The organism is Ancylobacter sp. (assembly GCF_965279025.1).
In the GTDB taxonomy this organism is placed as follows: Bacteria; Pseudomonadota; Alphaproteobacteria; order Rhizobiales; family Xanthobacteraceae; genus Ancylobacter.
Genome location: NZ_OZ257132.1, coordinates 246,289 through 265,990, shown reverse-complemented (window position 1 = coordinate 265,990; position 19,702 = coordinate 246,289). Strand labels below are relative to the sequence as shown.

Below are 19,702 nucleotides of genomic sequence, written 5' to 3'. Positions count from 1 at the left end.
CCACGCGTGCCGGGCACGTGTGGCCGAGCCGGTCAAGACGGCCGTGCCGCTCTCGCATCGTCACCCCGCTGTCATCGCTCGCCGCTAGCCCGGGACATCAAGAGAAGATGTCCGGGGATTTATTGCCATGAGCCGCTATTTCTCGTCGACCAGCCGCCTTGCGCTGCTGGCGGCTGGTGCCGTTCTCGTCGCGCCGCTTGCCAGCGTCTCCGCCGCCCGCGCCGAATCCTTCTCCGTGCCAAACGGCGCGGTGGAGACGGCGCCGCAGAGCGTGTCCGGCACCGATACCGGGGTGATCGCGACAAACGGGGCGCTTGAGGTCGACGGAACGGCGATCACCTGGAGCGCGCCGGCGACCGGCACGGGCGTCGTCCTGCGCAACAACGGCACGCTCACGAGCAGTGGCCGGGCGCTTGATACCGCCTCCAATGTGAGCGGCACGCTGACCCTGCGCAACACTGGCACCATCACCTCGGACGACGACACGGTGCGTCTCAACGGCGCCTTCGCCGATGGCGAGCTGTATGTCGTCAATACGGGTTCGATGACCGCCACCAGCGGCCAGGTCTTCGATCTCAACAAGGCGACGGCGGAAAGCGCCATTGTCGAAATCGACAATCGCGGCACGATCACGGCCCTCGACAGCGACGCCATACGCTTTGGCGGCGGCACCATCGTGCTCACCAATTCGGGCACCATCCAGACGCTGGAGGGCGAAAGCCGCGCGCTGAAGTTCGACAATAAGGCCACGATCGACACGCTGGACTCGTTCACCCTCATCAACAAGAAGGGCGGCCAGATTCTCGGCCAGGATGACGGCTTCAAGTTCGCTGCTGATTCCGACACCTCCGACGCGCAGATCTATGTCGAGAACCATGGGCTGATCGATGGCGGCGTCGGCCAAGCACTCGACTTCGCCGACCTGACCTCGCCGGACAACCAGATCGCGATCGTCAATTACGGCACGCTGCAATCCTCGGTCGCCGACGGCATCCGCCCCGGCGCGGGCGCCGTCGTCACCAATTACGGTCTCATCCAGTCGACCGACCTCACCAGCGACGGCGACGGCGTCGATTTCCAGGATGCCGGCGGCACGGTGATCAACAAATCGACCGGCGAAATTCTCGGCGCCAAGCACGGCGTCACCGGCGATGGCGCGGTCGGCGTGCTCAATGAGAAGGGCGGTCTGATCGTCGGCCGCAACGGGTCGGGCATCAATGTCGACAGCAGCGGCGACACCCTCGTCGAGGTGGTCAATTACGGAACCATCCGCGGCGAGGTGACGGGCCTTATCGACGATGATGGCGATCCCGACGGCGTGCCGGACGGCGACGGTGACGGCATCGACGTCGACGGAAAGTTGCTGCTGAGCAATTACGGGCTGATCCAGGGCACCGGCGCCACCGGCACCAATGACGGCACCCCCAACACGGCGGACGGCATCGCGGCCGGCGGCGGCACCATCGTCAATCATGCGGGCGCCATCATCGAGGCGTTCGACAACTACCCCAATGACGGCTCCGACGATGTCGGCCGCGCCATCCTCATCGACGACAGCTCGCAGGGCCCGGCGCCCTTCGCGACGCAGATCGCCAATGAGGGCACCATCCGTTCGGATGGAACCGCGATCACCCTCATCGGCACGCAGGACGACACCATCGTCAATGCCGGCCTGATCTCCAGCGACAACGACATCGCGGTCGACATGGGGGGCGGCGACGATCTGTTCGTCTATGTCGACGGCAGCGAGGTGATCGGCCTCGTTCTCGGCAATGATGGCGACAACACCTTCGAACTCGGCGGCGTGGGAACGTTCGACCTGTCGCTGCTGGGCGACGACGCGCAATATCGTGACTTCAGCACGCTGCTGGTGGACGAAGGCTCGCGCTTTACCGGCACGGGCAGCTCGACATTTGATGGCAAGGTCGACATCAACGGATCGTTCGTGCTGAACGGCTCGCTGGCCTCGGCGTCGGTCGGCGTCGGCGAGGATGGGTATCTCGGTGGCAATGCCACGGTCGGCACTCTCACCATGGGGGCCGGCGGTACGGTGGCGCCGGGCAATTCCATCGGCACCATTACGGTGCTGGGCACCACCACGTTCGAGGCTGGCTCCGTCTACGAGGTCGAGCTGAGCGGGCTTTCCTCCGACCAGATCGTGACCGACACGCTCACTCTCAATGGCGGGGCGGTGGTGCTCTCGGCGATCGGTCCGCTCTATGATGGCACCATCTTCACCCTCCTCTCCGCCGTGGCGACCACCACGCCGGCGGCCCAGTTCGAGCTTCAGGATCCCGGCTTCCTGTTCGTCGACGCCGAACTCGGCCGGGACGACGCCTCGGTAACGCTCGCCATCGATCGCAACGACGTCGCCTTCGCCAGCCTCGCCCGCACCGCCAACCAGGCGAGCGTCGCCCGCGCCCTCGACCGCGCGGAGGGAAGCCTGCTGCAAGGCACGGTCCTCGCCGGCACGCAGGGCCAGTCGCAGGCGATCCGCGCCGGCTACGACCTGCTTTCGGGCGAGGTGCACGCCTCGCTCGGCACCACGCTGTTCTACCAGTCGTCGCTGATCGCCGACACGCTGGTCGGCCGGTTGCGGCAGGCCACCGTGGCGGGTTCCTCCGGGTCAGGCGCCTCGCCGGCTCTGGCGGCACTCGCCAATGGCGGCCCGGTGACGGCCTACGCCGCCAAGGCGCCGGCAGCGGCCAGCCCGTTCCCGGTCAAGGCGGCTCCTCTTGAGCCGGTGGGGCCGGTCTATGCGACCTGGGCGCAGGGCTTCGGCCAATGGAATTCGGCCGACGGCAGCGGCAATTCGGCCGATGTCGATTCCTCGCTCGGCGGCTTCCTCGCCGGCGGCGACGTCACCTCCGGCAACCTCACCTTCGGCCTGGCGGCGGGCTACGCCTCCGCCAGCGCGGATGTCGACGACCGGCTGAGCAGTGCCGACGCCGACACGATGATCCTGGCCGCCTATGCCGGCGCCAGTTTCGATGCCTTCCGCCTGCGGGGCGGCGCCAGCTATGGCTGGAGCGACATCGACACCCGGCGCACGGTTTCGATGCTGAGCCTCCAGGAAAATCCGCTCGGCTCCTATGACGGCGCAACCGCCAACGTGTTCGTCGAGGCGGCCTATGCGTGGCAGGCCGGCAGCATCGCCTTCGAGCCCTTCGCGCAGATGGCCTGGAGCTGGGTCGACACCGACAGCTTCACCGAGACGGGGGCTTTTGCCAGCGGGCTCGTCTCCTCCGGCCTGTCCTATGACGTGCCCTATTCCACGCTCGGCCTGCGCCTCGCCACCACGCTCGCCATGGGCGAGGGGACGGTGACGCCGCATACCAGCCTGGCCTGGCGCCACGCCTATGGCGACATCACGCCGGAACTCGGCATGGCGTTCGCTTCCACCGGCACCGCCTTCACCGTCGCCGGCGCGCCGATTGCCGAGGACAGCTTCCTCCTCGGCGTGGGCATCGACGTCGCGGTCGGACAGAACGCGCTGCTCACCATCGGCTATGAGGGGCAGTTCGCCAGCGATGTCGACACCAACGCGGTCAAGGGCGGCTTCACCTACCGCTTCTGAGTCGGTGCCGGCCGGGCCTGCCACGCTGAGGTTCGGCCGTCTCCGCTCTCTTTGTCGCCGTCGATGTTCTAAGCTGAGGCGTCCCAGGAGGTAGCCCCGCCATGAAGATCGACGACGTTCGCCGCACCGCTTATTCCATGCCGCTCACCAGCCCGTCCTATCCCAAGGGGCCGTACCAATTCTTCAACCGCGAGTTCTTCATCATCACCTACCGCACCGATCCCGCGGCGCTGGAAAAGGTGGTGCCCGAGCCGCTCAAGGTGGTCGAGCCCATCGTCAAATATGAGTTCATCCGCATGCCGGATTCGACCGGCTTCGGCGACTATACGGAGACCGGGCAGGTCATTCCCGTGGAGCTGAACGGGGTGAAGGGCGTCTACGTCCACTCCATGTATCTCGACGACGAGGCCCCGATCGCCGGCGGGCGCGAGCTGTGGGGCTTTCCCAAGAAGCTCGCCAAGCCATCGCTGCGCATCGAGAGCGACACGCTGGTGGGGACGCTGCATTACGGCAGCGTACTCGTGAGCTCCGCCACCATGGGCTACAAGTACAAGGCGCTCGACAAGGAGGCCCTGCACGCCTCGCTGCGCGGGCCGAACTGGGTGATCAAGATCATTCCCCATGTCGACGGTTCGGCGCGGGTGTGCGAGCTGGTCGAGTATCATCTCGAAGACATCGTGGTGAAGGAGGCGTGGACCGGGCCGGGGGCGCTGGGCCTGTTCCCGCACGCTCTCGCCGACGTCGCCAAGCTCCGGTGCTGGAGGTGCTCTCGGCCGCGCATTTCCGCACCGATGTCACCCTCGGCCTCGGCAAGGTGGTCCACGACTATCTCAAGGACCGAGCCTAGCCCAGCGTCAGCCTCTCGGTGGCCATGAAGCCGAGCAACAGGGCCAGCCCGAAGGCGACCAGCGCCAGCGCGGCGAGGAACTCCATGCCGCGCAGGACGAGCGCGCCCGTCGACCCCTGACGATTGGCGGCGAGCCGGACGGCGGTGTGCTTGGCAAACACCGCGATGGCGGCGATGGCGCTCACCGTCAGCGCCGTGCCGACGCCCATCAGCAATGCCGAGGCCGCACCGACCCAGAAGATGCCCTGCGCCAGCGCGAAGACCAGCACGAGGATGGCGCCCGAGCAGGGGCGCAGTCCCACCGACATCACTGCGCCCCACCATTCGCGCCAGCCGCCACTGCGGGGCAGGTCGTCGGGAGCGGGCATATGGGCGTGGTCGTCGCCGCAGCCGCATTCCGGACCGTGGCGACGCGCCGGGGTGCCGCGCGCGGCGGCGAGGAGGGCGCGGCCCTTTATCCAAGTGAGCCGCAGCCCGATGAGGACGATCAGCCCATAGGCCGCCAGCTCGATCAGCGAGACCGCCCGGCTCATCGTGGCCGCCGTCGTGCCGATGAGCGCGGCAAGAATGCCGGCCACCAGAATGGCGGTCGTCGCCTGCGCCAGTGCGCTGGCGAAGGCGAGGCCGATGCCGCGCTTCAGCGTCGCCTCATTGGCGAGCAGATAGGACGAGATCACCGCCTTGCCATGGCCGGGCCCGGCGGCATGGAACACCCCATAGGCGAAGGAGATGCCGCCGAGCAGCAGCACCGCGTGCCCGTCCTGCTTCGAGGCGCGCACGGCCGAGGTGAGCAGCCGGTAGAACTCGGCCTGCTTGGCGAGGATGAAGCCGGCGATGCCTCCGGCCTCCGGCGGGGCGGGGGCGCCGACGCCGAACGGGCTCTGGGCGAGGGCGGGGTGCAGCATGAGCGCGCCGGCGACGAGCGCCAGTGCCAAGGCGGCCAGCCGGCGGTTCACGAGCATTTCACCGTGACGCGGTTGGCGAATTGCGAGCCGAACTGGCTGGCCGAGGTGAGGGCGTTGAAGAAGCCTTCCGACAGGGTGGTCGAGCTGCCGGTCGCCGCCGGGTCGGGCCGGTGCAGGGTCAGCGCGCAGTCCCCGGCATTGCCGGCGAATGTCACAGGGTTGTCGTCGGCAAGCTGGAAGGCGACGAAATAGGTGGGGTCGTAGATGTCGAGCGCCAGCTCGCCCTTTCGGGCCGGCGGCTGGGCGAGCGGCAGGGTGAAGTGCAGCGTCAGCGCGGTGCCGTCATAGGTCAGCGTGTAGTCCTTGGGCGGCAGGAACGTCATGTCCTGCTTGCCGCGCTTGGCGTAGGTGAAGAAGTCGAATTCGTGCAGGGAATCGATGTTCACCTGCGCGAGTTCCTTGAGTGTCTTCTCGCTCGGCTTGCCATCGGGCGTCGTTTCCAGGCCCTGCAGGGCATAGGTGGAGAACGCCTCGTCGAACTTCCAGTGGTGGCGCACGCCGGCGAGCGTGCCGTCCGGGGCGTAGTCGAGCTCGGAATGCACCTCGACCCACACGTGCGGATGGGCCAGCGCGGAGCCGGTGAGGGCGCCGAGGACGAGCAGTGTGGCCAGAAGCCGCTGGATCACGTCGGTTCCTCTCAAGCCGCCAAGGTGACGCAGTGGTGGCGGCGGAGTTCGGCGGAATGGTGACGGGGCGCACCCTAAACGGCAACGGCCGCCCGAAGGCGGCCGGTGCTTTAGTCACGATATCGCGCAGGGGCTCAGGCCGCCTTGCGGGCCTTGGGCTGGATCAGCTTGCGGTTGATCAGAACTTCCGCGATCTGCACCGCGTTCAGCGCTGCGCCCTTGCGCAGATTGTCCGACACGCACCAGAAGGAGAGGCCGTTCTCGACGGTGGCGTCCTCGCGGATGCGCGAGACATAGGTGGCGTCCTCGCCGGCCGCCTCATAGGGGGTGATGTAGCCGCCGGGCTCGCGCTTATCGATGACGAGCACGCCCGGCGCGTTGCGCAGGGCCTGCGTCGCTTCCTCGGCGGTGATCGGCTTCTCGAACTCGACGTTCACGGCTTCCGAATGGGAGATGAACACCGGCACGCGCACGGCGGTGCAGGTGAGCTTGATCTTGGGGTCGAGAATCTTCTTGGTCTCGACCATCACCTTCCATTCCTCCTTCGTGTAGCCGTCTTCCATGAAGACGTCGATGTGAGGAATGACGTTGAAGGCGATGCGCTTGGGGAACTTCTTGGCTTCCACCGGGTCGGAGACGAACACCGCGCGGGTCTGCGCGAACAGCTCGTCCATGGCGTCCTTGCCGGCGCCGGAGACGGACTGATAGGTCGCCACCACCACGCGCTTGATGGTTGCCAGATCGTGCAGCGGCTTGAGGGCCACGACGAGTTGGGCGGTCGAGCAGTTGGGGTTGGCGATGATGTTCTTCTTGGTGAAGCCGGTGATGGCGTCGGCGTTCACTTCCGGCACGATCAGCGGCACGTCGCTGTCGTAGCGGAAGGCGGAGGAGTTATCGATCACCACGCAGCCCTGGCGGCCAATCTTGGGCGACCATTCCTTGGAAACGTCGCCGCCGGCCGACATCAGGCAGATATCGGTGTCGGAAAAATCGTAGTTTTCCAGGGCTTTGCACTTGAGCGTCTTGTCGCCGAACGAAACCTCGGTGCCGACGGAACGGCGAGAGGCGAGCGCGACCACCTCGTCGGCGGGAAATCCCCGCTCGGAGAGAATGTCGAGCATTTCGCGGCCCACATTGCCTGTGGCACCGACGATGGCGACCTTGTAGCCCATGTGCTGATCTCCTGAAGGCCCTGCCATTCACAGGCTCGGGCGAGCGCGGGCTTTTACGCGATAAGGCGCGGCGAGGCAACGGGTGGTGGCGCGGGGCAGCCCGGCGCCATTGACAGCTCTTGGGCTCGACTTATGTTACATGTAACACATTGGAGAGAGTGCGATGGCAACATCCGTCAGGGTGCGGGTCCAGCGCCGCCGCGACGCGTTGCGGTCGGCAGGGCTTCGGCCCGTTCAAATCTGGGTGCCTGATACGCGGCGCCCGGGATTTGCCGAGGAGTGCCGGCGGCAGTCGCGCCTTACGGCGGCGGCCGACCTAGCTGACCAGGACCTTCAGGCCTTCATGGATGGGGCATGGGCCGATCTTCCGGCAGATGAGTGATGCGAGGCCACCTTGTGACGGTCTCGCTTCCGGGCGATTTTGGCAAGCTGCGTCCGGCCCTTGTGGTTCAGGCGGACCAGTTCGACGAGACCGCGTCCGTCACCGTGCTTCCACTGTCCGGCACGCTGGTCGATGCGCCTTTGATCCGCATAGCGGTGGAGCCGAGTGAGGCGAATGGCCTGCGCAAATCCTCGCAGATCATGGTCGACAAGCCCATGACGATCCGCCGTGATCGTATTGGCCCGGCTTTCGGCCGATTAGAGGACGACGCGATGGTCCGGGTTACGCGATCACTGGCGCTCTTTCTCGGCTTGGGCTGAAGCGAGCTTATCCCAGCCGCAGCTCATCCCTTCGCCGAAACCGTCTCCACCGTGCCGCCGGCGTCTTTCCAGGCGGTGAAGCCGCCCTTGAGGTGGCAGGCCTTCTCCAGCCCCATTTCCTGCGCGGTCCTGGTCGCCAGCGCCGAGCGCCAGCCGACGGCGCAGAAGAACACGAAGCGCTTGTCCTGCGCGAAGATCGGCTTGGCGTAGGGGCTTTCCGGGTCGAGCCAGAATTCCAGCACGCCGCGTGGGCAGGAAAAGGCGCCGGGAATGGTGCCGTCCCGCTCGCGCTCGCGGGGCTCGCGCAGGTCGACGAAGACCACGTCGTCTCGGCCCTGCAGCGTCGAGGCGTCGGCCACCTCGATCGCCTCGATATGCGCCTCGGCTTCGGCGAGCAATTGCTGGTAGCCCTTCTTCATCGCCCTCACTCCGCCGCGTCGACACCCGCATTGCGTCCGCCTACGCCGAAGCGACGCTCGACATAGTCCTCGACGATTTTCTTGAAATCCTCGCGCAGGCGCGGCCCGCGCAGCGTCATCGCCTTCTTGCCGTCGAGATAGACCGGGGCGGTCGGGAACTCGCCGGTGCCCGGCAGCGAGATGCCGATATCGGCATGCTTGCTCTCGCCCGGTCCGTTGACGATGCAGCCCATCACCGCGACGTTCAGCGTCTCGACGCCGGGATAATGCTTCTTCCATTCCGGCATCGACGTGCGGATGAAGTCCTGCACTTCGAAGGCCAGTTCCTGGAAGGTGGTGGAGGTGGTGCGACCGCAGCCGGGGCAGGCGGCGACCAGCGGCACGAAAGTGCGCAGGCCCATGGTCTGCAGCATCTCCTGCGCCACCGTCACCTCGCGGGTGCGGTCGCCGCCCGGCTCGGGGGTGAGCGAGACGCGGATCGTGTCGCCGATGCCCTGCTGGAGCAGCACGCCCATGGCGGTGGACGAGGCGACGATGCCCTTGGAGCCCATGCCGGCCTCGGTAAGGCCGAGATGCAGCGCATAGTCGGCGCGGCGCGCCAGTTCGGCATAGACGGTGATGAGGTCCTGCACCGCCGAGACCTTGGCGGAAAGGATGATCTTCTCCTTCGGCAGACCTATCTCCTCGGCCAGCGCCGCCGAGAGAAGGGCGGAGCGCACCAGCGCCTCGCGGGTGACGGCGCGGGCCGGTGCCGGGTTGGGCAGCCGGGCGTTGGCATCCATCAGCGCGGTAAGCAGGTCGTCGTCGAGCGAGCCCCAATTGGCGCCGATGCGCACCGGTTTTTCGTATCTGATTGCCTGCTCGACGATGGTGGCGAAGTGGCGGTCACGCTTCTCGCCGAAGCCGACATTGCCGGGATTGATGCGGTACTTGTCGAGCGCCTGCGCGCAGTCCGGGTATTTCGTCAGCAGCAAATGGCCGTTGTAATGGAAGTCGCCGACGAGGGGCGTGTCGAGCCCCATGCGGAGCAGGCGCTCCTTGATCGCGGGCACAGCGGCGGCGGATTCATCCCGATCGACCGTGATGCGCACGATCTCCGAACCGGCGCGGGCCAGCGCCGCGATCTGCCGGGCAGTGCCCTCGGCGTCCGCCGTGTCGGTATTGGTCATCGACTGCACAACCACCGGCGCGCCGCCGCCGACCGTGACGCCGCCAACCTTGACGGCGACGGTGAGTCGGCGCGGGGCGGGGCCGGCAGCTTCCAGATCGGGCGCTACGATGGGGGCAGGCGAGAGGGCGTCCATGGGGTTCATCGTCCGGAGGCAAAGCGCGGCAATATCGCGCGGGCCAGAGTCGTTTTTGCGGCGGTCGGCGCGCCTGCGCGGCAGGGGGTAAGCCGGCGCGGGCGGGGCGTCAACGGGCGGCCTCGACGCGTTCGGTCCGCGCGGCTTCCGCGCCAGCGGCGGTGCGGCATCGGGCGCAGCTTCCGGCAATCTCGACCACCGGGGTGCGCGGCGTGAAGCCGGCGCCCCGGGTGGCCCAGGCGAGATCCCGGCCGATGGCGTGCGAGGCGACTTCCGCCGTCACGCCGCAGCTCTCGCAGATGAGAAACACGATGACGTCGTCCGGGCCATGTTCGCGTCCGCAGACAAGATAGGCGTTGCGGCTCTCGATGCGGTGGACGAGCCCTTCCGACACCAGAAAATCCAAAGCGCGATACACCGACATCGGCGGCGGCTTCTCGCCGGAGCCGCCGAGGCGCTCGACAAGATCATAGGCGCCGAGCGGGGTGTGGCTGTCGGCCAGTTCCTCCAGCACGCGCCGGCGCAGCGGCGTCAGGCGCGCGCCGCTGCGGGCGCAGCACTCCTCGAAGCGCGCAATGGCACCGGCCACGCAGGCGGCATGATCGTGGTCATCATGCCCATGTGGACCGGCGGGCGAGGGAGGGAGCGTCGACATGGCATCAATATAACGTCTCCCCCGTCGCCGCGCCATGACGGCCCGCCACAAAGCCGGGAATGCGCTGCGTGCCGCAGGCGTGCCCGCCAGCGAAAGGCAGCAGGCCGGGCAAAAGAGTTGCCGGGAGAGGCGTTTTTCACCGCATCGCTCCCTTGTGACCCTCGGTGAGCCGGAGCAGGATGGGCCTGCTGGGTAGCTCATTGGGGGTTCTATGCAGGCTTTCAAATTCATTCTCATCGCGGCGCTCGCCTTGCCTCTGGCAGGGTGTTTCGAGGGCGCCGCCGGTCCTCCCGGGCCGAAGGGCGAGGCTGGCGCCGTCGGGCAGGCGGGTCCCGCAGGTGCGGTTGGCCCGGCCGGTCCCGCCGGCACCACAGGGCCTGCCGGCCCCGCCGGTCCGGCCGGTCCCACGGGGCCGCAGGGCCCTGCCGGCGCGGCGGGCGCGCCCGGTTCGTCCGGGGCCACCGCCATCACGGTGCGCACCGCGCCGTGTCCGTCGGCGGGCTGCACCAGCAGCTGCGAGGCCGGCGAGGTCATCGTTTCCGGCTATTGCGTCAATACCGACCGTGGGTTCCAGCACATCGCGTCCTTTGCGGCGGATGGCGGCAAGACCGTCGTCGCCTGCGAGCACCCGGTGAAGGAAGTCGTCGCGGTCTGCCTCAAGCAGCCCTGACCGGCGGCTGTCGCGCCGCCGGTGCTGGCGGCGCCTGCCCCTGCGTGCGAGACGGTGACACGCCCGTCGCCGCCTCGTGCCTCTCCTGCGGCGCGGTATGCCGCCCGTCTTCGTCGAACAGGGAAGTGTCCATGGCCTTGAAGGGTAAGAACGCCGTCATCACCGGCTCGACCAGCGGCATCGGCCTCGCCATAGCCCGTGCGTTCGCCGCCGAAGGGGTCAATGTGGTGCTGAACGGCTTCGGTGATGCTGCGGCGATCGAGCAGGACCGTTCCGGCATCGCGAGCGCCTTCGGCGTTACGGCACTGTATTCCGGTGCCGACCTCACCAAGGGGGCGGAATGCGCCGGCCTCATCGAATTCGCGCAGGAAAAGCTCGGCTCGGTCGACATCCTCGTGAACAATGCCGGCGTGCAGCATGTCGCGCCGGTCGACGAGTTCCCCGATGACAAATGGGACCTCATCATCGCGCTGAACCTCACGGCCGCCTTCCACACCATCAAGGCCGCCGTGCCGGGCATGAAGGCGCGCAATTGGGGGCGCATCATCAACACGGCGTCCGCCCATGCGCTGGTCGCCTCGCCCTTCAAGTCGGCCTATGTCGCGGCCAAGCACGGCATTGCCGGTTTGACCAAGACGGTGGCGCTGGAGACGGCGCCGTTCGGCATCACGGTCAACGCCATCTGCCCAGGATATGTCTGGACGCCGCTGGTGGAGCGGCAGATTCCCGACACCATGAAGGCACGCGGCATGACGGAGGCGCAGGTGAAGGAGATGCTGCTGGCCGAGCAGCCGACCAAGCAGTTCGTCACCGTCGAGGAAGTGGCGGCGCTGGCGGTGTTCCTCGCCAGTGACAGCGCCCGCTCCATCACCGGCGCGCTGCAGCAGATGGATGGCGGCTGGGTGGCGAAATAGGCGCCCCTCGACGCGCGCCCGGCTTTGTGGTGTGACGGGGCAATGAGCCAGACCGCCCCTTCCGACGAAGCCGCCCCCGCCACGGAGGGCGCATTCGACATCGCCGCCCGCGTCCTGCATCGCGACGGCATGATGCTGGTCATCGACAAGCCGCCGGGTCTTGCGGTGCATAAGGGGCCGAAGGGCGGCGAGACCCTGGCCGACCATCTCGACGCGCTGCGCTTCGGCCTGCCCAATGCGCCGGAACTCGCCCACCGGCTCGACAAGGACACCTCCGGCTGCCTCGTGCTCGGCCGCCACCGCAAGGCGCTGGCCGATCTCGGCAAGGCATTTGCCGACGGCACGGTGGGCAAGACCTATATGGCGGTAGTGCGCGGCGTGCCGGCGCAGGCGCGCGGGCGCATCGAACTCCGGCTCGCCAAGCGCTCGCCGACGCGCGGCTGGTGGATGGCGGTCGATGCCAAGGGGCAGGAAGCCATCACCGAATGGGAGAAAATTGCTGAGGGCGAGGGGCTGGCGGTGTTGGCGCTCTCGCCGCTTACCGGGCGCACACATCAATTGCGCGTGCATCTCGATGCCATCGGCCACCCGATCCTCGGCGACAGCATCTATGGCGGCGCCTCGCGCCTGCCGGGCGGGCCGATCCTGCATCTGCATTCGCGGCGCGCGGTGATCCCGCAGAAGAAGGGCCGCGACCCGGTGGACGTGCGAGCGCCGCTGCCCGCCCATATGCGCGCCACGCTGGAGCGGGCGGGGTTCGACCCCGCCGTGCTGGAAGCGCTGGCGGATGCCGCCGACTTCACACCACGCGCAGGCCGGGCTTGAGCGTGCGGGCGATCCGGCCGCCATACTGGCCGCAGCCGATCAGCCCCGGCGTGGGGTGGGTGATGACCTGTACCGGCATGTCGGCGAGCCGCCCCTCGAAGGGCGGATGTTCCTCGAAGGCGGCACGGAACGCCGAGCCGGCGAAAAGCGACGCCAGGCCCACGGAGACGCCGCCGGCGAGATAAACGCCGCCGCGAGCATTGGTAATGAGCGCGAGATCGCCGGCAATGCGGCCGAACAGCTTGAGGAAAACGTGGCAGCTGTGCTGCGCTTCGTCCTCGCCGCGCAGGGCGGCGGCGATCACCGCTTCGGGAGAGAGACTGGTGCCCGACAGGATGTGGTGGATGCGCGCGAGGCCCGAGCCGGACAGAGCATGCTCCACCACCACGGGGCCGAGCTCGCGCACCATGTGCCCCAGCAGCAGCGCCTCCTCGGAATCGGCGGCGCCGAGCCGCACGCGCCCGCCTTCGCCGGTGAGCACCATGCGATTGCGGCCGGTCTTCACAAGAATGGCGGTGCCGAAGCCGGTGCCGGGGCCGCAGACGAGGATGGGCGCGTCGCGTTCCGCATGCCCGCCGCCCACCGGAACGAGGTCGTCCGGGGTGAGCGCCAGCACACCCAGCGCAAGCGCCTCGAAATCGTTCAGCGCGGCGAATTTCTGCCAGCCGAAATGCCGGCGCATGTCACGCTTGGCAAACGACCAGTCGCGGTTGGTCAGCCGGATGACCTCCTCATCCGCCGGTCCCGCCACGGCCAGCACCGCGCCGCCGACGGCCGCGCGGGCACCCTCGCCGCGCTGGTCGAGATCGGCCTCGATCATCTGCTTGAAGCCGGCGAAGCTGTCATTGCGGTGAATCTGGATGTCGCGCGGCACGCCATCCGTACCGACGAGGGCGAGGCGAGAGGAGGTTCCGCCGATATCGGCGATGAGGATCTGGTGCGGCATGGTCCGTTCGCTGCGAGAAAAGGCGTGGCGGCGTAGAGGCGTGGCGGCGGGTCAAGTCGGGATAGGACCCAATCTCGCCCGCTTCGACAACCCCCACGTGGCCATTTGGATGCGTGGCAATGTGCGATCGGCGAGATAAGGTTGCCTTCCCGCGTGGCTCGGCCTAGTCCCATCGCGATGAAAGACACGCGCCAAACCCCTCGCTCCGCTTCCCTCGATGCGCCCGGTCTCGCGCCCCGCCGCGCGGCGGCTGACGCCGTCGAAGCTATCCTCGAAAGCGGCCACCCGCTGGAGGAGACGCTGGAACGGCTCACCCGCGGGCTGGATGACCGCGACCGCGCGCTGGCGCGGATGATCGCGGCAACGACGCTGCGGCGGCTGGGGAGCTTGCGGGCGCTGCTGCGGACACTGCTGGAACGGGGCATCCCGGAAAAGGCGCGGCGGGTCGAGGTGCTGATGCTGGTCGGTGCCGCGCAGATCCTGTTCATGGACGTTCCCGACCATGCGGCGGTGGGCACCACGGTGACGCTGGTGGGCGAGCAGGCGAGTACGGCCGGCTTCAAAGGCCTTGCAAATGCTGTGCTTCGGCGGATCACGCGGGAGGGCAAGGCTGTCCTTCCCGACGTCGCCGACCAGCCGGAATGGATGGTGGAGGGCTGGACCGCGGCCTATGGCCCGGCGGCAGGCACCGCGATCTCCCATGCGCTGGCCGCCGAGGCCCCGCTCGATCTCACCGCCCGTCAACACCCTGAAATGCTTGCGGAAAAACTCGGCGGACGGTTGCTGCCGACCGGCTCGATCCGCCTGGTGGAGGCCGGCAACGTCACCGCGCTGCCGGGCTTCGACGAGGGCGAATGGTGGGTGCAGGACGCGGCGGCGGCACTGCCGGCACTGCTGCTTCACCCGGCTGCAGGAATGGTAATCGCCGACCTCTGTGCTGCACCCGGCGGCAAGACGGCGCAGCTGGCGGCGGCTGGCGCGCGGGTGGTGGCGGTCGACCGTTCCGCCCCGCGCCTGCGCCGGCTGAAGGCCAATCTGGCGCGGCTCAACCTTTCCGCTGACATCATCGAGGCCGACGCCACGCGCCTGCAGGCGGGGCCGTTCGACGCCGTGCTGATCGACGCGCCCTGTTCGGCCACCGGCACAATTCGCCGCCACCCGGAAGTGGCATGGACCAAGGCGCCCGCCGACATTGCCAGCCTCGCCGCGCTGCAGGCCCGGCTGCTCTCCCATGCCGCCGATCTGGTGAAGCCGGGCGGGGTGATGGTCTATTCCACCTGCTCGCTGGAGCCGGAGGAGGGCGAGCGGCAGGTCGCCGCCTTCTTGGAACGCCGCCCCGATTTTGTCCGCGACCCTGTCACATCGGGCGAGTGCGGCATCGCGGCGGAGTGGATCAACACGCAGGGCGAGGTTCGCACCTTGCCCACCCACCTGCCCGACGAAGACCCGCGCTATGCCGGCCTCGACGGCTTCTTCGCCGCGCGGTTGCGCAAGGGGTGAGGGGGTGCGCGAGCCCGGTGACCGGTTGGACGGCGGGTGCCGCTCCGCTAAGGTCGCGCCATGGCAGAGCTGGTGATTCCCGGCGTCTTCGAGAGGGGCTGAGACGCTGATGGCCCGCGAAATCTATGCGGACCGCGCCCGCCTGGCGCTTTTCGCCGCCGAGACCGGCTGGAACAGCCTTGTAGCGCGCACGCTGGCGCATCCGTGGTTTCCGTGGCGCGCGGCGTCCGTGCCCGTGCCCTCGCGCCTTCTCTTCGCGCCGCACGAATTGCGCACCGGCGATCCGGCACGGGCGAGCGAGTTCTATGCCGGCCGCTACAGCTTCGCCGGCAAGCTCGTGCTGACCGACGGCGCCTCGCCCTTCGAGATGGAGCCGCCCTCGCCGGAATGGGCGCGCGAACTCTATTCCTTCGGCTGGCTGCCGCATTTGCAGGCCGCCTCCTCCCCCATCGCCCGGGCGCATGCCCGCGCGCTGGTGGGCGACTGGATCGCCATGCGCGGCCACCGCCTGCCGCGTGCCTCCGCGCCGGAGGTCGCCGCGCGGCGGGTGGCGAGCTGGCTGACGCAGGCGCCGCTGATCCTGCAGGATGCCGATCCCAGCTTCCATCGCCGCTTCATCCGCAGCCTGACGGCGCAGGTGCGCTACATCAAGAGCGTCGCCCCGAACGCGCCGGATGGCCGCCCGCGCCTTGCCTGCGCGGTGACGCTGGCGCTGGCGAGCCTCTGCATGGCCGACCAGACGCGGCTGATGCGCTCGGCGCAAAAACGGCTCATCGAGGAACTCGAACGCCAGGTGCTGGGCGATGGCGGCCATGTGAGCCGCAATCCCGGCGTGCTCATCGAGCTGCTGCTCGATTTGCTGCCGCTGCGCCAGTGCTATGGCGCGCGCCATATCGCGCCGCCGCCGGCTCTGCTCAACGCCATCGACCGCATGATGCCGATGCTGCGCTTCTTCCGCCATGTCGACGGCGCCTTCGCGCTGTTCAACGGCATGGGCCCGACCCCGGCGGACGTGCTGGCCACCGTGCTGGCCTATGATGATGCGCGCGGGCGCCCGGTGTCGAACGCGCCCTATTCCGGCTACCAGCGCATGGAGGCCGGCTCGACCGTGGTGATTGCCGACACCGGCGCGCCGCCGCCCATGCCACTCAGCCTGGAAGCGCATGCGGGCTGCCTGTCCTTCGAGCTTTCGGCCGGCAGGCACCGCCTCGTGGTCAATTGCGGCCTGCCCGCCGCCGGGCGGGAGGAATGGCGCGCCGTGGCACGGCAGACGGCGGCGCATTCCACCGTGGTGGTGGAGGACACCTCCTCCTGCCGCTTCCTTTCTGCCGGGGCGTTGACGCGGCTGTGCGGCGCGCCGGTGCTGGGCGGCCCGGGCGAGCTGCATGTCGATCGCAGCGAGCGGGGCGGGGCTGACGTTCTGCTCGCCAGCCATGACGGCTACGCGCAGCGCTTCGGCGTCATCCACCAGCGCTCCTGGCGGCTGTCGGGCGACGGCATGCGGCTCGATGGCGAGGACCTGTTCCGGGTGGCGCAGGGCGAGGAATTTTCCTCCGACCAGCCGGGCCGCTACGCGGTGCGCTTCCACCTGCACCCCTCTGTCGAGCCCTCCCGCGCCTCGGACGGGCAAACGGTGATCCTGCGGCTGCCGGATGGCGACGACTGGGCGTTCACCGCCCCGGGCAGTGCCGTCGTCATCGAGGAAAGCATCTTCCTCGGCAGCAATGCCGGCCCCCGCCGCACCGAGCAATTGGTGATATCAGGCACCGCCCGGCAGACGCCCCGGGTGGAGTGGACCTTCGTCCAGCTGCGGGCGCTGCGGGGCTAGGCCGGCATCCCCTGCCGTTGCGCGCAGAGCCGTTCTGCCGTGGCGGCGGTTCACCCGGGGGGGCAGACGTGGTAGGGCGGCGCCCATCCTGGTTCAAACGCACTGGCCGCCCCCATGTCTGCTGACATCCGCCCCATCGCCCGCGCCCTGCTCTCGGTCTCCGACAAGACCGGCCTCGTGCCCTTCGCGCAGGCGCTGGCCGCCAAGGGCATCGCGCTGGTTTCCACCGGCGGCACCCGCAAGGCGCTGGCCGAGGCCGGGCTGGAGGTGAGCGACGTTTCCGACCTCACCGGCTTTCCCGAGATGATGGACGGGCGGGTGAAGACGCTGCACCCGGGCGTGCATGGCGGCATTCTCGCCATTCGCGACGACGCCGGCCACCGCGCCTCCATGGACGCGCACGGCATTTTGCCGATCGACCTCGTGGTGGTGAATCTCTACCCGTTCGAGGCGACGGTGGCGCGTGGCGCCGGCTATGATGACTGCGTGGAGAACATCGACATTGGCGGCCCGGCGATGATCCGCGCGGCGGCCAAGAACCATGCCGACGTGGCGGTGGTGGTCGATCCGTCGAGCTACGCTACCGTGCTCGCCGACATCGACGCGAAAGGCGGCACCACGCTCGCCACCCGCCGCACGCTGGCACAGCTCGCCTATGCCCGCACCGCCACCTATGACGGCGCCATCGCGGCGTGGTTCGCAGAGGTGGAGGCGAAGGAAAACGCGGAAGCGGCAGCCGAGAGCCGCGTCTTTGGCGGGCGGCTTGCCGAGGCGCTGCGCTATGGCGAGAACCCGCACCAGAGCGCGGCCTTTTATGTCGGCGGCGCGGCCCGGCCGGGCGTCGCCACGGCGCGGCAGCTTCAGGGCAAGGCTCTTTCCTACAACAACCTCAACGATACCGATGCCGCCTTCGAGGCGGTGGCCGAGTTCGACCCGTCTCGCGCGCCGGCGGTGGTGATCGTCAAGCACGCCAACCCGTGCGGCGTGGCCGAGGGCGAGACGCTGGTCGAGGCCTATCGCAAGGCGCTGGCCTGCGACCCGACCTCGGCCTTTGGCGGCATCGTGGCGCTGAACCGCACGCTGGACGCCGACGCCGCCCGCGCCATCGTCGAGATCTTCACCGAGGTGATCGTCGCCCCCGACGCCACCGAGGAAGCCGCCGCCATCATCGCCGGCAAGAAGAACCTGCGCCTGCTGGTCACCGGCGCGCTGCCGGACCCGCGCGGCGGCGGGCTCGGCGTGAAGTCGCTGGCGGGCGGCTATCTCGTGCAGTCGCGCGACAATGCGGTGGTGGACGACATGGCGCTGAAGGTGGTGACCAGGCGCGCCCCGACCGAGAAGGAACGGGCGGACCTCGCCTTCGCCTTCCGGGTGGTGAAGCATGTGAAGTCCAACGCCATCGTCTACGCCCGCGACCTCGCCACGGTGGGCATCGGCGCCGGCCAGATGAGCCGTGTCGATTCGGCGCGCATCGCCGCCCACAAGGCGCGCGACGCCGCAGCGGCCGCCGGGATGGCCGAGCCGCTGACGCGCGGCAGCGTGGTGGCCTCGGACGCGTTCTTCCCCTTCGCCGACGGCTTGGTTGCCGCCATCGAGGCGGGGGCGACCGCCGTGATCCAGCCGGGCGGCTCGATCCGCGACGCCGACGTGATCGCCGCCGCCGACGCGGCCGGCCTCGCCATGGTGTTCACCGGGGTGCGGCACTTCCGGCACTGATGGGGCGCACGTCGCCCGCCCGCCGTCATCCCCGCGCCTGGCCCGGGGATGAACGCCTTCCCGACGATCCACCGGACCCCGGACGTGGATGGCCGGGGCTAGCCCGGCCATGGCGTCGTTCAGATGACAATCAGAAGCGGTAGGTGACGCCGACGCCGACGATCCACGGGTCGAGATCGGCGGTGCCGGTGAGTTTCTGGCCGGCGACCACGACATCGAAATCGGGCTTCAGGAACAGCTTCTTCACGTCGACGTTGAGGCCCCAGTGCTCGTCGAGCATGTAGTCGAAGCCGGCCTGCAGCGCCCAGCCGAACGTGTCCTTCACATCGATCGAATCGGCCGAATAGGCCTTCTGGTCGAAAAAGAAGGTGTAGTTGATGCCCGCGCCGACATAGGGCTTGAAGGCGCCGAGATCGGTGAAGTGGTACTGCAGCGTCAGGGTCGGCGGCAGCAGCCAGACCTCGGCGATCTTGTCGAGGCTCTTGAGGGTGCCGGCGCCGCTGATGTCGTGGGGCGTCACGCCGAGGATCAGTTCGGCGGCCCAGTTCTTGGTGAAATAATAGGTGATGTCGAGTTCGGGGACGACCGAGTCGGAATAATCGAGATTCGAGCCGTTGACCCCGCGCACCGAGCCGCCATCCTCCGGCAGCACGCCGAGCAGGCGCAGGCGGATCTGCCACGGGCTTTGTTCCACCACCGGCGCGGGCGCCTTGTAGGCCAGCGGCGGCGTGCGCGTCATGTCGGCGGCGCGCGCCGGCGCCCCGGCAAGCGCGGCGCCCAACAGAGCCAGACCCACCGCCGGAGCGGAAACGCGACGTGATGTTAACCGGATGGACGGCATGCCCCAAACCCCTTGATTCCCTTGCCCCTGTGCGGGGCACACGCCTATTCGTGAGGGGAGGAGGGCGCCGCGCGCTTGATCGAGATCAATCGGGCGATAGTCTTGTATTTCTGTGACCGACGGGCAACAGAACGAAGGGCGACGGGGGAACCCGCATTCCAGCGGGAAGAATAGACGTATAATAGAACGATCGGA

At 68.4% G+C, this 19,702-nt stretch carries 17 protein-coding genes and 1 pseudogene; 10 read left to right on the top strand and 8 right to left on the bottom strand.

The window, feature by feature from the left end; genetic code table 11:
• Positions 1-127: 127 nt before the first annotated feature.
• A complete protein-coding gene (locus ACQY76_RS01225) occupies positions 128-3,577 on the top strand; it encodes an autotransporter domain-containing protein (protein WP_428031108.1) in 3,450 nt (1,149 codons plus the stop codon).
• Positions 3,578-3,678: 101 nt separating this feature from the next.
• Positions 3,679-4,424 (top strand): annotated as a pseudogene (locus ACQY76_RS01220) (acetoacetate decarboxylase).
• Here the strand turns inward: ACQY76_RS01220 and ACQY76_RS01215 are convergent.
• The 3 genes from ACQY76_RS01215 to ACQY76_RS01205 form a co-directional block, all read right to left on the bottom strand.
• Positions 4,421-5,386, bottom strand: a complete 966-nt coding sequence (locus ACQY76_RS01215) for a nickel/cobalt transporter (RefSeq protein ID WP_428031107.1) — start codon at positions 5,384-5,386, stop codon at positions 4,421-4,423. The pseudogene ACQY76_RS01220 and the gene ACQY76_RS01215 sit on opposite strands and share 4 nt — an antisense overlap.
• Positions 5,377-6,015, bottom strand: a complete 639-nt coding sequence (locus tag ACQY76_RS01210; protein WP_428031106.1) for a DUF1007 family protein — start codon at positions 6,013-6,015, stop codon at positions 5,377-5,379. Before ACQY76_RS01210 ends, ACQY76_RS01215 begins: the two co-directional genes overlap by 10 nt.
• A gap of 134 nt (positions 6,016-6,149) precedes the next feature.
• Positions 6,150-7,187, bottom strand: a complete 1,038-nt coding sequence (locus tag ACQY76_RS01205) for an aspartate-semialdehyde dehydrogenase (protein WP_428031105.1) — start codon at positions 7,185-7,187, stop codon at positions 6,150-6,152.
• A gap of 163 nt (positions 7,188-7,350) precedes the next feature.
• Here ACQY76_RS01205 and ACQY76_RS01200 point away from each other — a divergent pair, with 163 nt between their 5' ends.
• Both ACQY76_RS01200 and ACQY76_RS01195 read left to right on the top strand, forming a co-directional pair.
• Positions 7,351-7,569, top strand: a complete 219-nt coding sequence (locus ACQY76_RS01200; protein ID WP_428031104.1) for an antitoxin MazE family protein — start codon at positions 7,351-7,353, stop codon at positions 7,567-7,569.
• A complete protein-coding gene (locus ACQY76_RS01195; protein WP_428031103.1) occupies positions 7,566-7,889 on the top strand; it encodes a type II toxin-antitoxin system PemK/MazF family toxin in 324 nt (107 codons plus the stop codon). The genes ACQY76_RS01200 and ACQY76_RS01195 overlap by 4 nt, the downstream gene beginning before the upstream one ends.
• 23 nt (positions 7,890-7,912) lie before the next feature.
• Here ACQY76_RS01195 and ACQY76_RS01190 read toward each other — a convergent pair whose 3' ends face one another.
• The 3 genes from ACQY76_RS01190 to ACQY76_RS01180 all read right to left on the bottom strand — a co-directional run bounded on the left by ACQY76_RS01190 (position 7,913) and on the right by ACQY76_RS01180 (position 10,267).
• A complete protein-coding gene (locus tag ACQY76_RS01190) occupies positions 7,913-8,308 on the bottom strand; it encodes a rhodanese-like domain-containing protein (RefSeq protein WP_428031102.1) in 396 nt (131 codons plus the stop codon).
• A 5-nt stretch (positions 8,309-8,313) separates the two neighbouring features.
• Positions 8,314-9,612 (bottom strand): flavodoxin-dependent (E)-4-hydroxy-3-methylbut-2-enyl-diphosphate synthase, encoded by a 1,299-nt coding sequence (gene ispG / locus ACQY76_RS01185; RefSeq protein WP_428031101.1) that lies wholly within the window; start codon positions 9,610-9,612, stop codon positions 8,314-8,316.
• Positions 9,613-9,721: 109 nt separating this feature from the next.
• Entirely contained in the window at positions 9,722-10,267 is a 546-nt protein-coding gene (locus ACQY76_RS01180; RefSeq protein WP_428031100.1) for a Fur family transcriptional regulator, read from the bottom strand.
• Positions 10,268-10,478: 211 nt separating this feature from the next.
• Here ACQY76_RS01180 and ACQY76_RS01175 point away from each other — a divergent pair, with 211 nt between their 5' ends.
• From ACQY76_RS01175 to ACQY76_RS01165, 3 genes are all read left to right on the top strand, one after another.
• Positions 10,479-10,937: a hypothetical protein gene (locus ACQY76_RS01175; protein ID WP_428031099.1), complete on the top strand. Its 459-nt coding sequence runs from the start codon at positions 10,479-10,481 to the stop codon at positions 10,935-10,937.
• Positions 10,938-11,068: 131 nt separating this feature from the next.
• On the top strand, positions 11,069-11,851 hold the full coding sequence (locus tag ACQY76_RS01170) for a 3-hydroxybutyrate dehydrogenase (protein WP_428031098.1): 783 nt from the start codon (positions 11,069-11,071) through the stop codon (positions 11,849-11,851).
• Between the two features lie 42 nt (positions 11,852-11,893).
• A complete protein-coding gene (locus ACQY76_RS01165) occupies positions 11,894-12,676 on the top strand; it encodes an RluA family pseudouridine synthase (RefSeq protein ID WP_428031097.1) in 783 nt (260 codons plus the stop codon).
• Here the strand turns inward: ACQY76_RS01165 and ACQY76_RS01160 are convergent.
• Positions 12,651-13,622: a glucokinase gene (locus ACQY76_RS01160; protein ID WP_428031096.1), complete on the bottom strand. Its 972-nt coding sequence runs from the start codon at positions 13,620-13,622 to the stop codon at positions 12,651-12,653. The two genes, ACQY76_RS01165 and ACQY76_RS01160, sit on opposite strands and share 26 nt — an antisense overlap.
• Positions 13,623-13,799: 177 nt before the next feature.
• On the opposite strand from ACQY76_RS01160, the gene ACQY76_RS01155 reads away from it, so the two are divergent.
• The 3 genes from ACQY76_RS01155 to purH all read left to right on the top strand — a co-directional run bounded on the left by ACQY76_RS01155 (position 13,800) and on the right by purH (position 18,666).
• Positions 13,800-15,122, top strand: coding sequence for an RsmB/NOP family class I SAM-dependent RNA methyltransferase (locus tag ACQY76_RS01155; protein WP_428031095.1), 1,323 nt, complete (start codon positions 13,800-13,802; stop codon positions 15,120-15,122).
• A gap of 109 nt (positions 15,123-15,231) precedes the next feature.
• The gene (locus tag ACQY76_RS01150; protein WP_428031094.1) at positions 15,232-16,950 is read left to right on the top strand and encodes a heparinase II/III family protein; all 1,719 of its coding nucleotides are present in this window, start codon (positions 15,232-15,234) and stop codon (positions 16,948-16,950) included.
• A 114-nt stretch (positions 16,951-17,064) separates the two neighbouring features.
• Positions 17,065-18,666: a bifunctional phosphoribosylaminoimidazolecarboxamide formyltransferase/IMP cyclohydrolase gene (purH, locus tag ACQY76_RS01145; protein ID WP_428031093.1), complete on the top strand. Its 1,602-nt coding sequence runs from the start codon at positions 17,065-17,067 to the stop codon at positions 18,664-18,666.
• Positions 18,667-18,796: 130 nt separating this feature from the next.
• Here the strand turns inward: purH and ACQY76_RS01140 are convergent, their stop codons facing one another.
• Positions 18,797-19,507, bottom strand: a complete 711-nt coding sequence (locus ACQY76_RS01140) for an OmpW/AlkL family protein (protein WP_428031092.1) — start codon at positions 19,505-19,507, stop codon at positions 18,797-18,799.
• Positions 19,508-19,702: the final 195 nt, after the last annotated feature.

Coding starts and splice junctions, on each gene's coding strand:
- ACQY76_RS01225 (WP_428031108.1), top strand. CDS start 128: ATGAGCCGCTATTTCTCGTCGACCAGCCGCCTTGCGCTGCTGGCGGCT.
- ACQY76_RS01150 (WP_428031094.1), top strand. CDS start 15,232: ATGGCCCGCGAAATCTATGCGGACCGCGCCCGCCTGGCGCTTTTCGCC.
- ACQY76_RS01205 (WP_428031105.1), bottom strand. CDS start 7,187: ATGGGCTACAAGGTCGCCATCGTCGGTGCCACAGGCAATGTGGGCCGC.
- ACQY76_RS01160 (WP_428031096.1), bottom strand. CDS start 13,622: ATGCCGCACCAGATCCTCATCGCCGATATCGGCGGAACCTCCTCTCGC.
- ACQY76_RS01200 (WP_428031104.1), top strand. CDS start 7,351: ATGGCAACATCCGTCAGGGTGCGGGTCCAGCGCCGCCGCGACGCGTTG.
- purH (WP_428031093.1), top strand. CDS start 17,065: ATGTCTGCTGACATCCGCCCCATCGCCCGCGCCCTGCTCTCGGTCTCC.
- ACQY76_RS01215 (WP_428031107.1), bottom strand. CDS start 5,386: ATGCTCGTGAACCGCCGGCTGGCCGCCTTGGCACTGGCGCTCGTCGCC.
- ACQY76_RS01175 (WP_428031099.1), top strand. CDS start 10,479: ATGCAGGCTTTCAAATTCATTCTCATCGCGGCGCTCGCCTTGCCTCTG.
- ACQY76_RS01190 (WP_428031102.1), bottom strand. CDS start 8,308: ATGAAGAAGGGCTACCAGCAATTGCTCGCCGAAGCCGAGGCGCATATC.
- ACQY76_RS01170 (WP_428031098.1), top strand. CDS start 11,069: ATGGCCTTGAAGGGTAAGAACGCCGTCATCACCGGCTCGACCAGCGGC.
- ACQY76_RS01180 (WP_428031100.1), bottom strand. CDS start 10,267: ATGTCGACGCTCCCTCCCTCGCCCGCCGGTCCACATGGGCATGATGAC.
- ispG (WP_428031101.1), bottom strand. CDS start 9,612: ATGGACGCCCTCTCGCCTGCCCCCATCGTAGCGCCCGATCTGGAAGCT.
- ACQY76_RS01140 (WP_428031092.1), bottom strand. CDS start 19,507: ATGCCGTCCATCCGGTTAACATCACGTCGCGTTTCCGCTCCGGCGGTG.
- ACQY76_RS01165 (WP_428031097.1), top strand. CDS start 11,894: ATGAGCCAGACCGCCCCTTCCGACGAAGCCGCCCCCGCCACGGAGGGC.
- ACQY76_RS01155 (WP_428031095.1), top strand. CDS start 13,800: ATGAAAGACACGCGCCAAACCCCTCGCTCCGCTTCCCTCGATGCGCCC.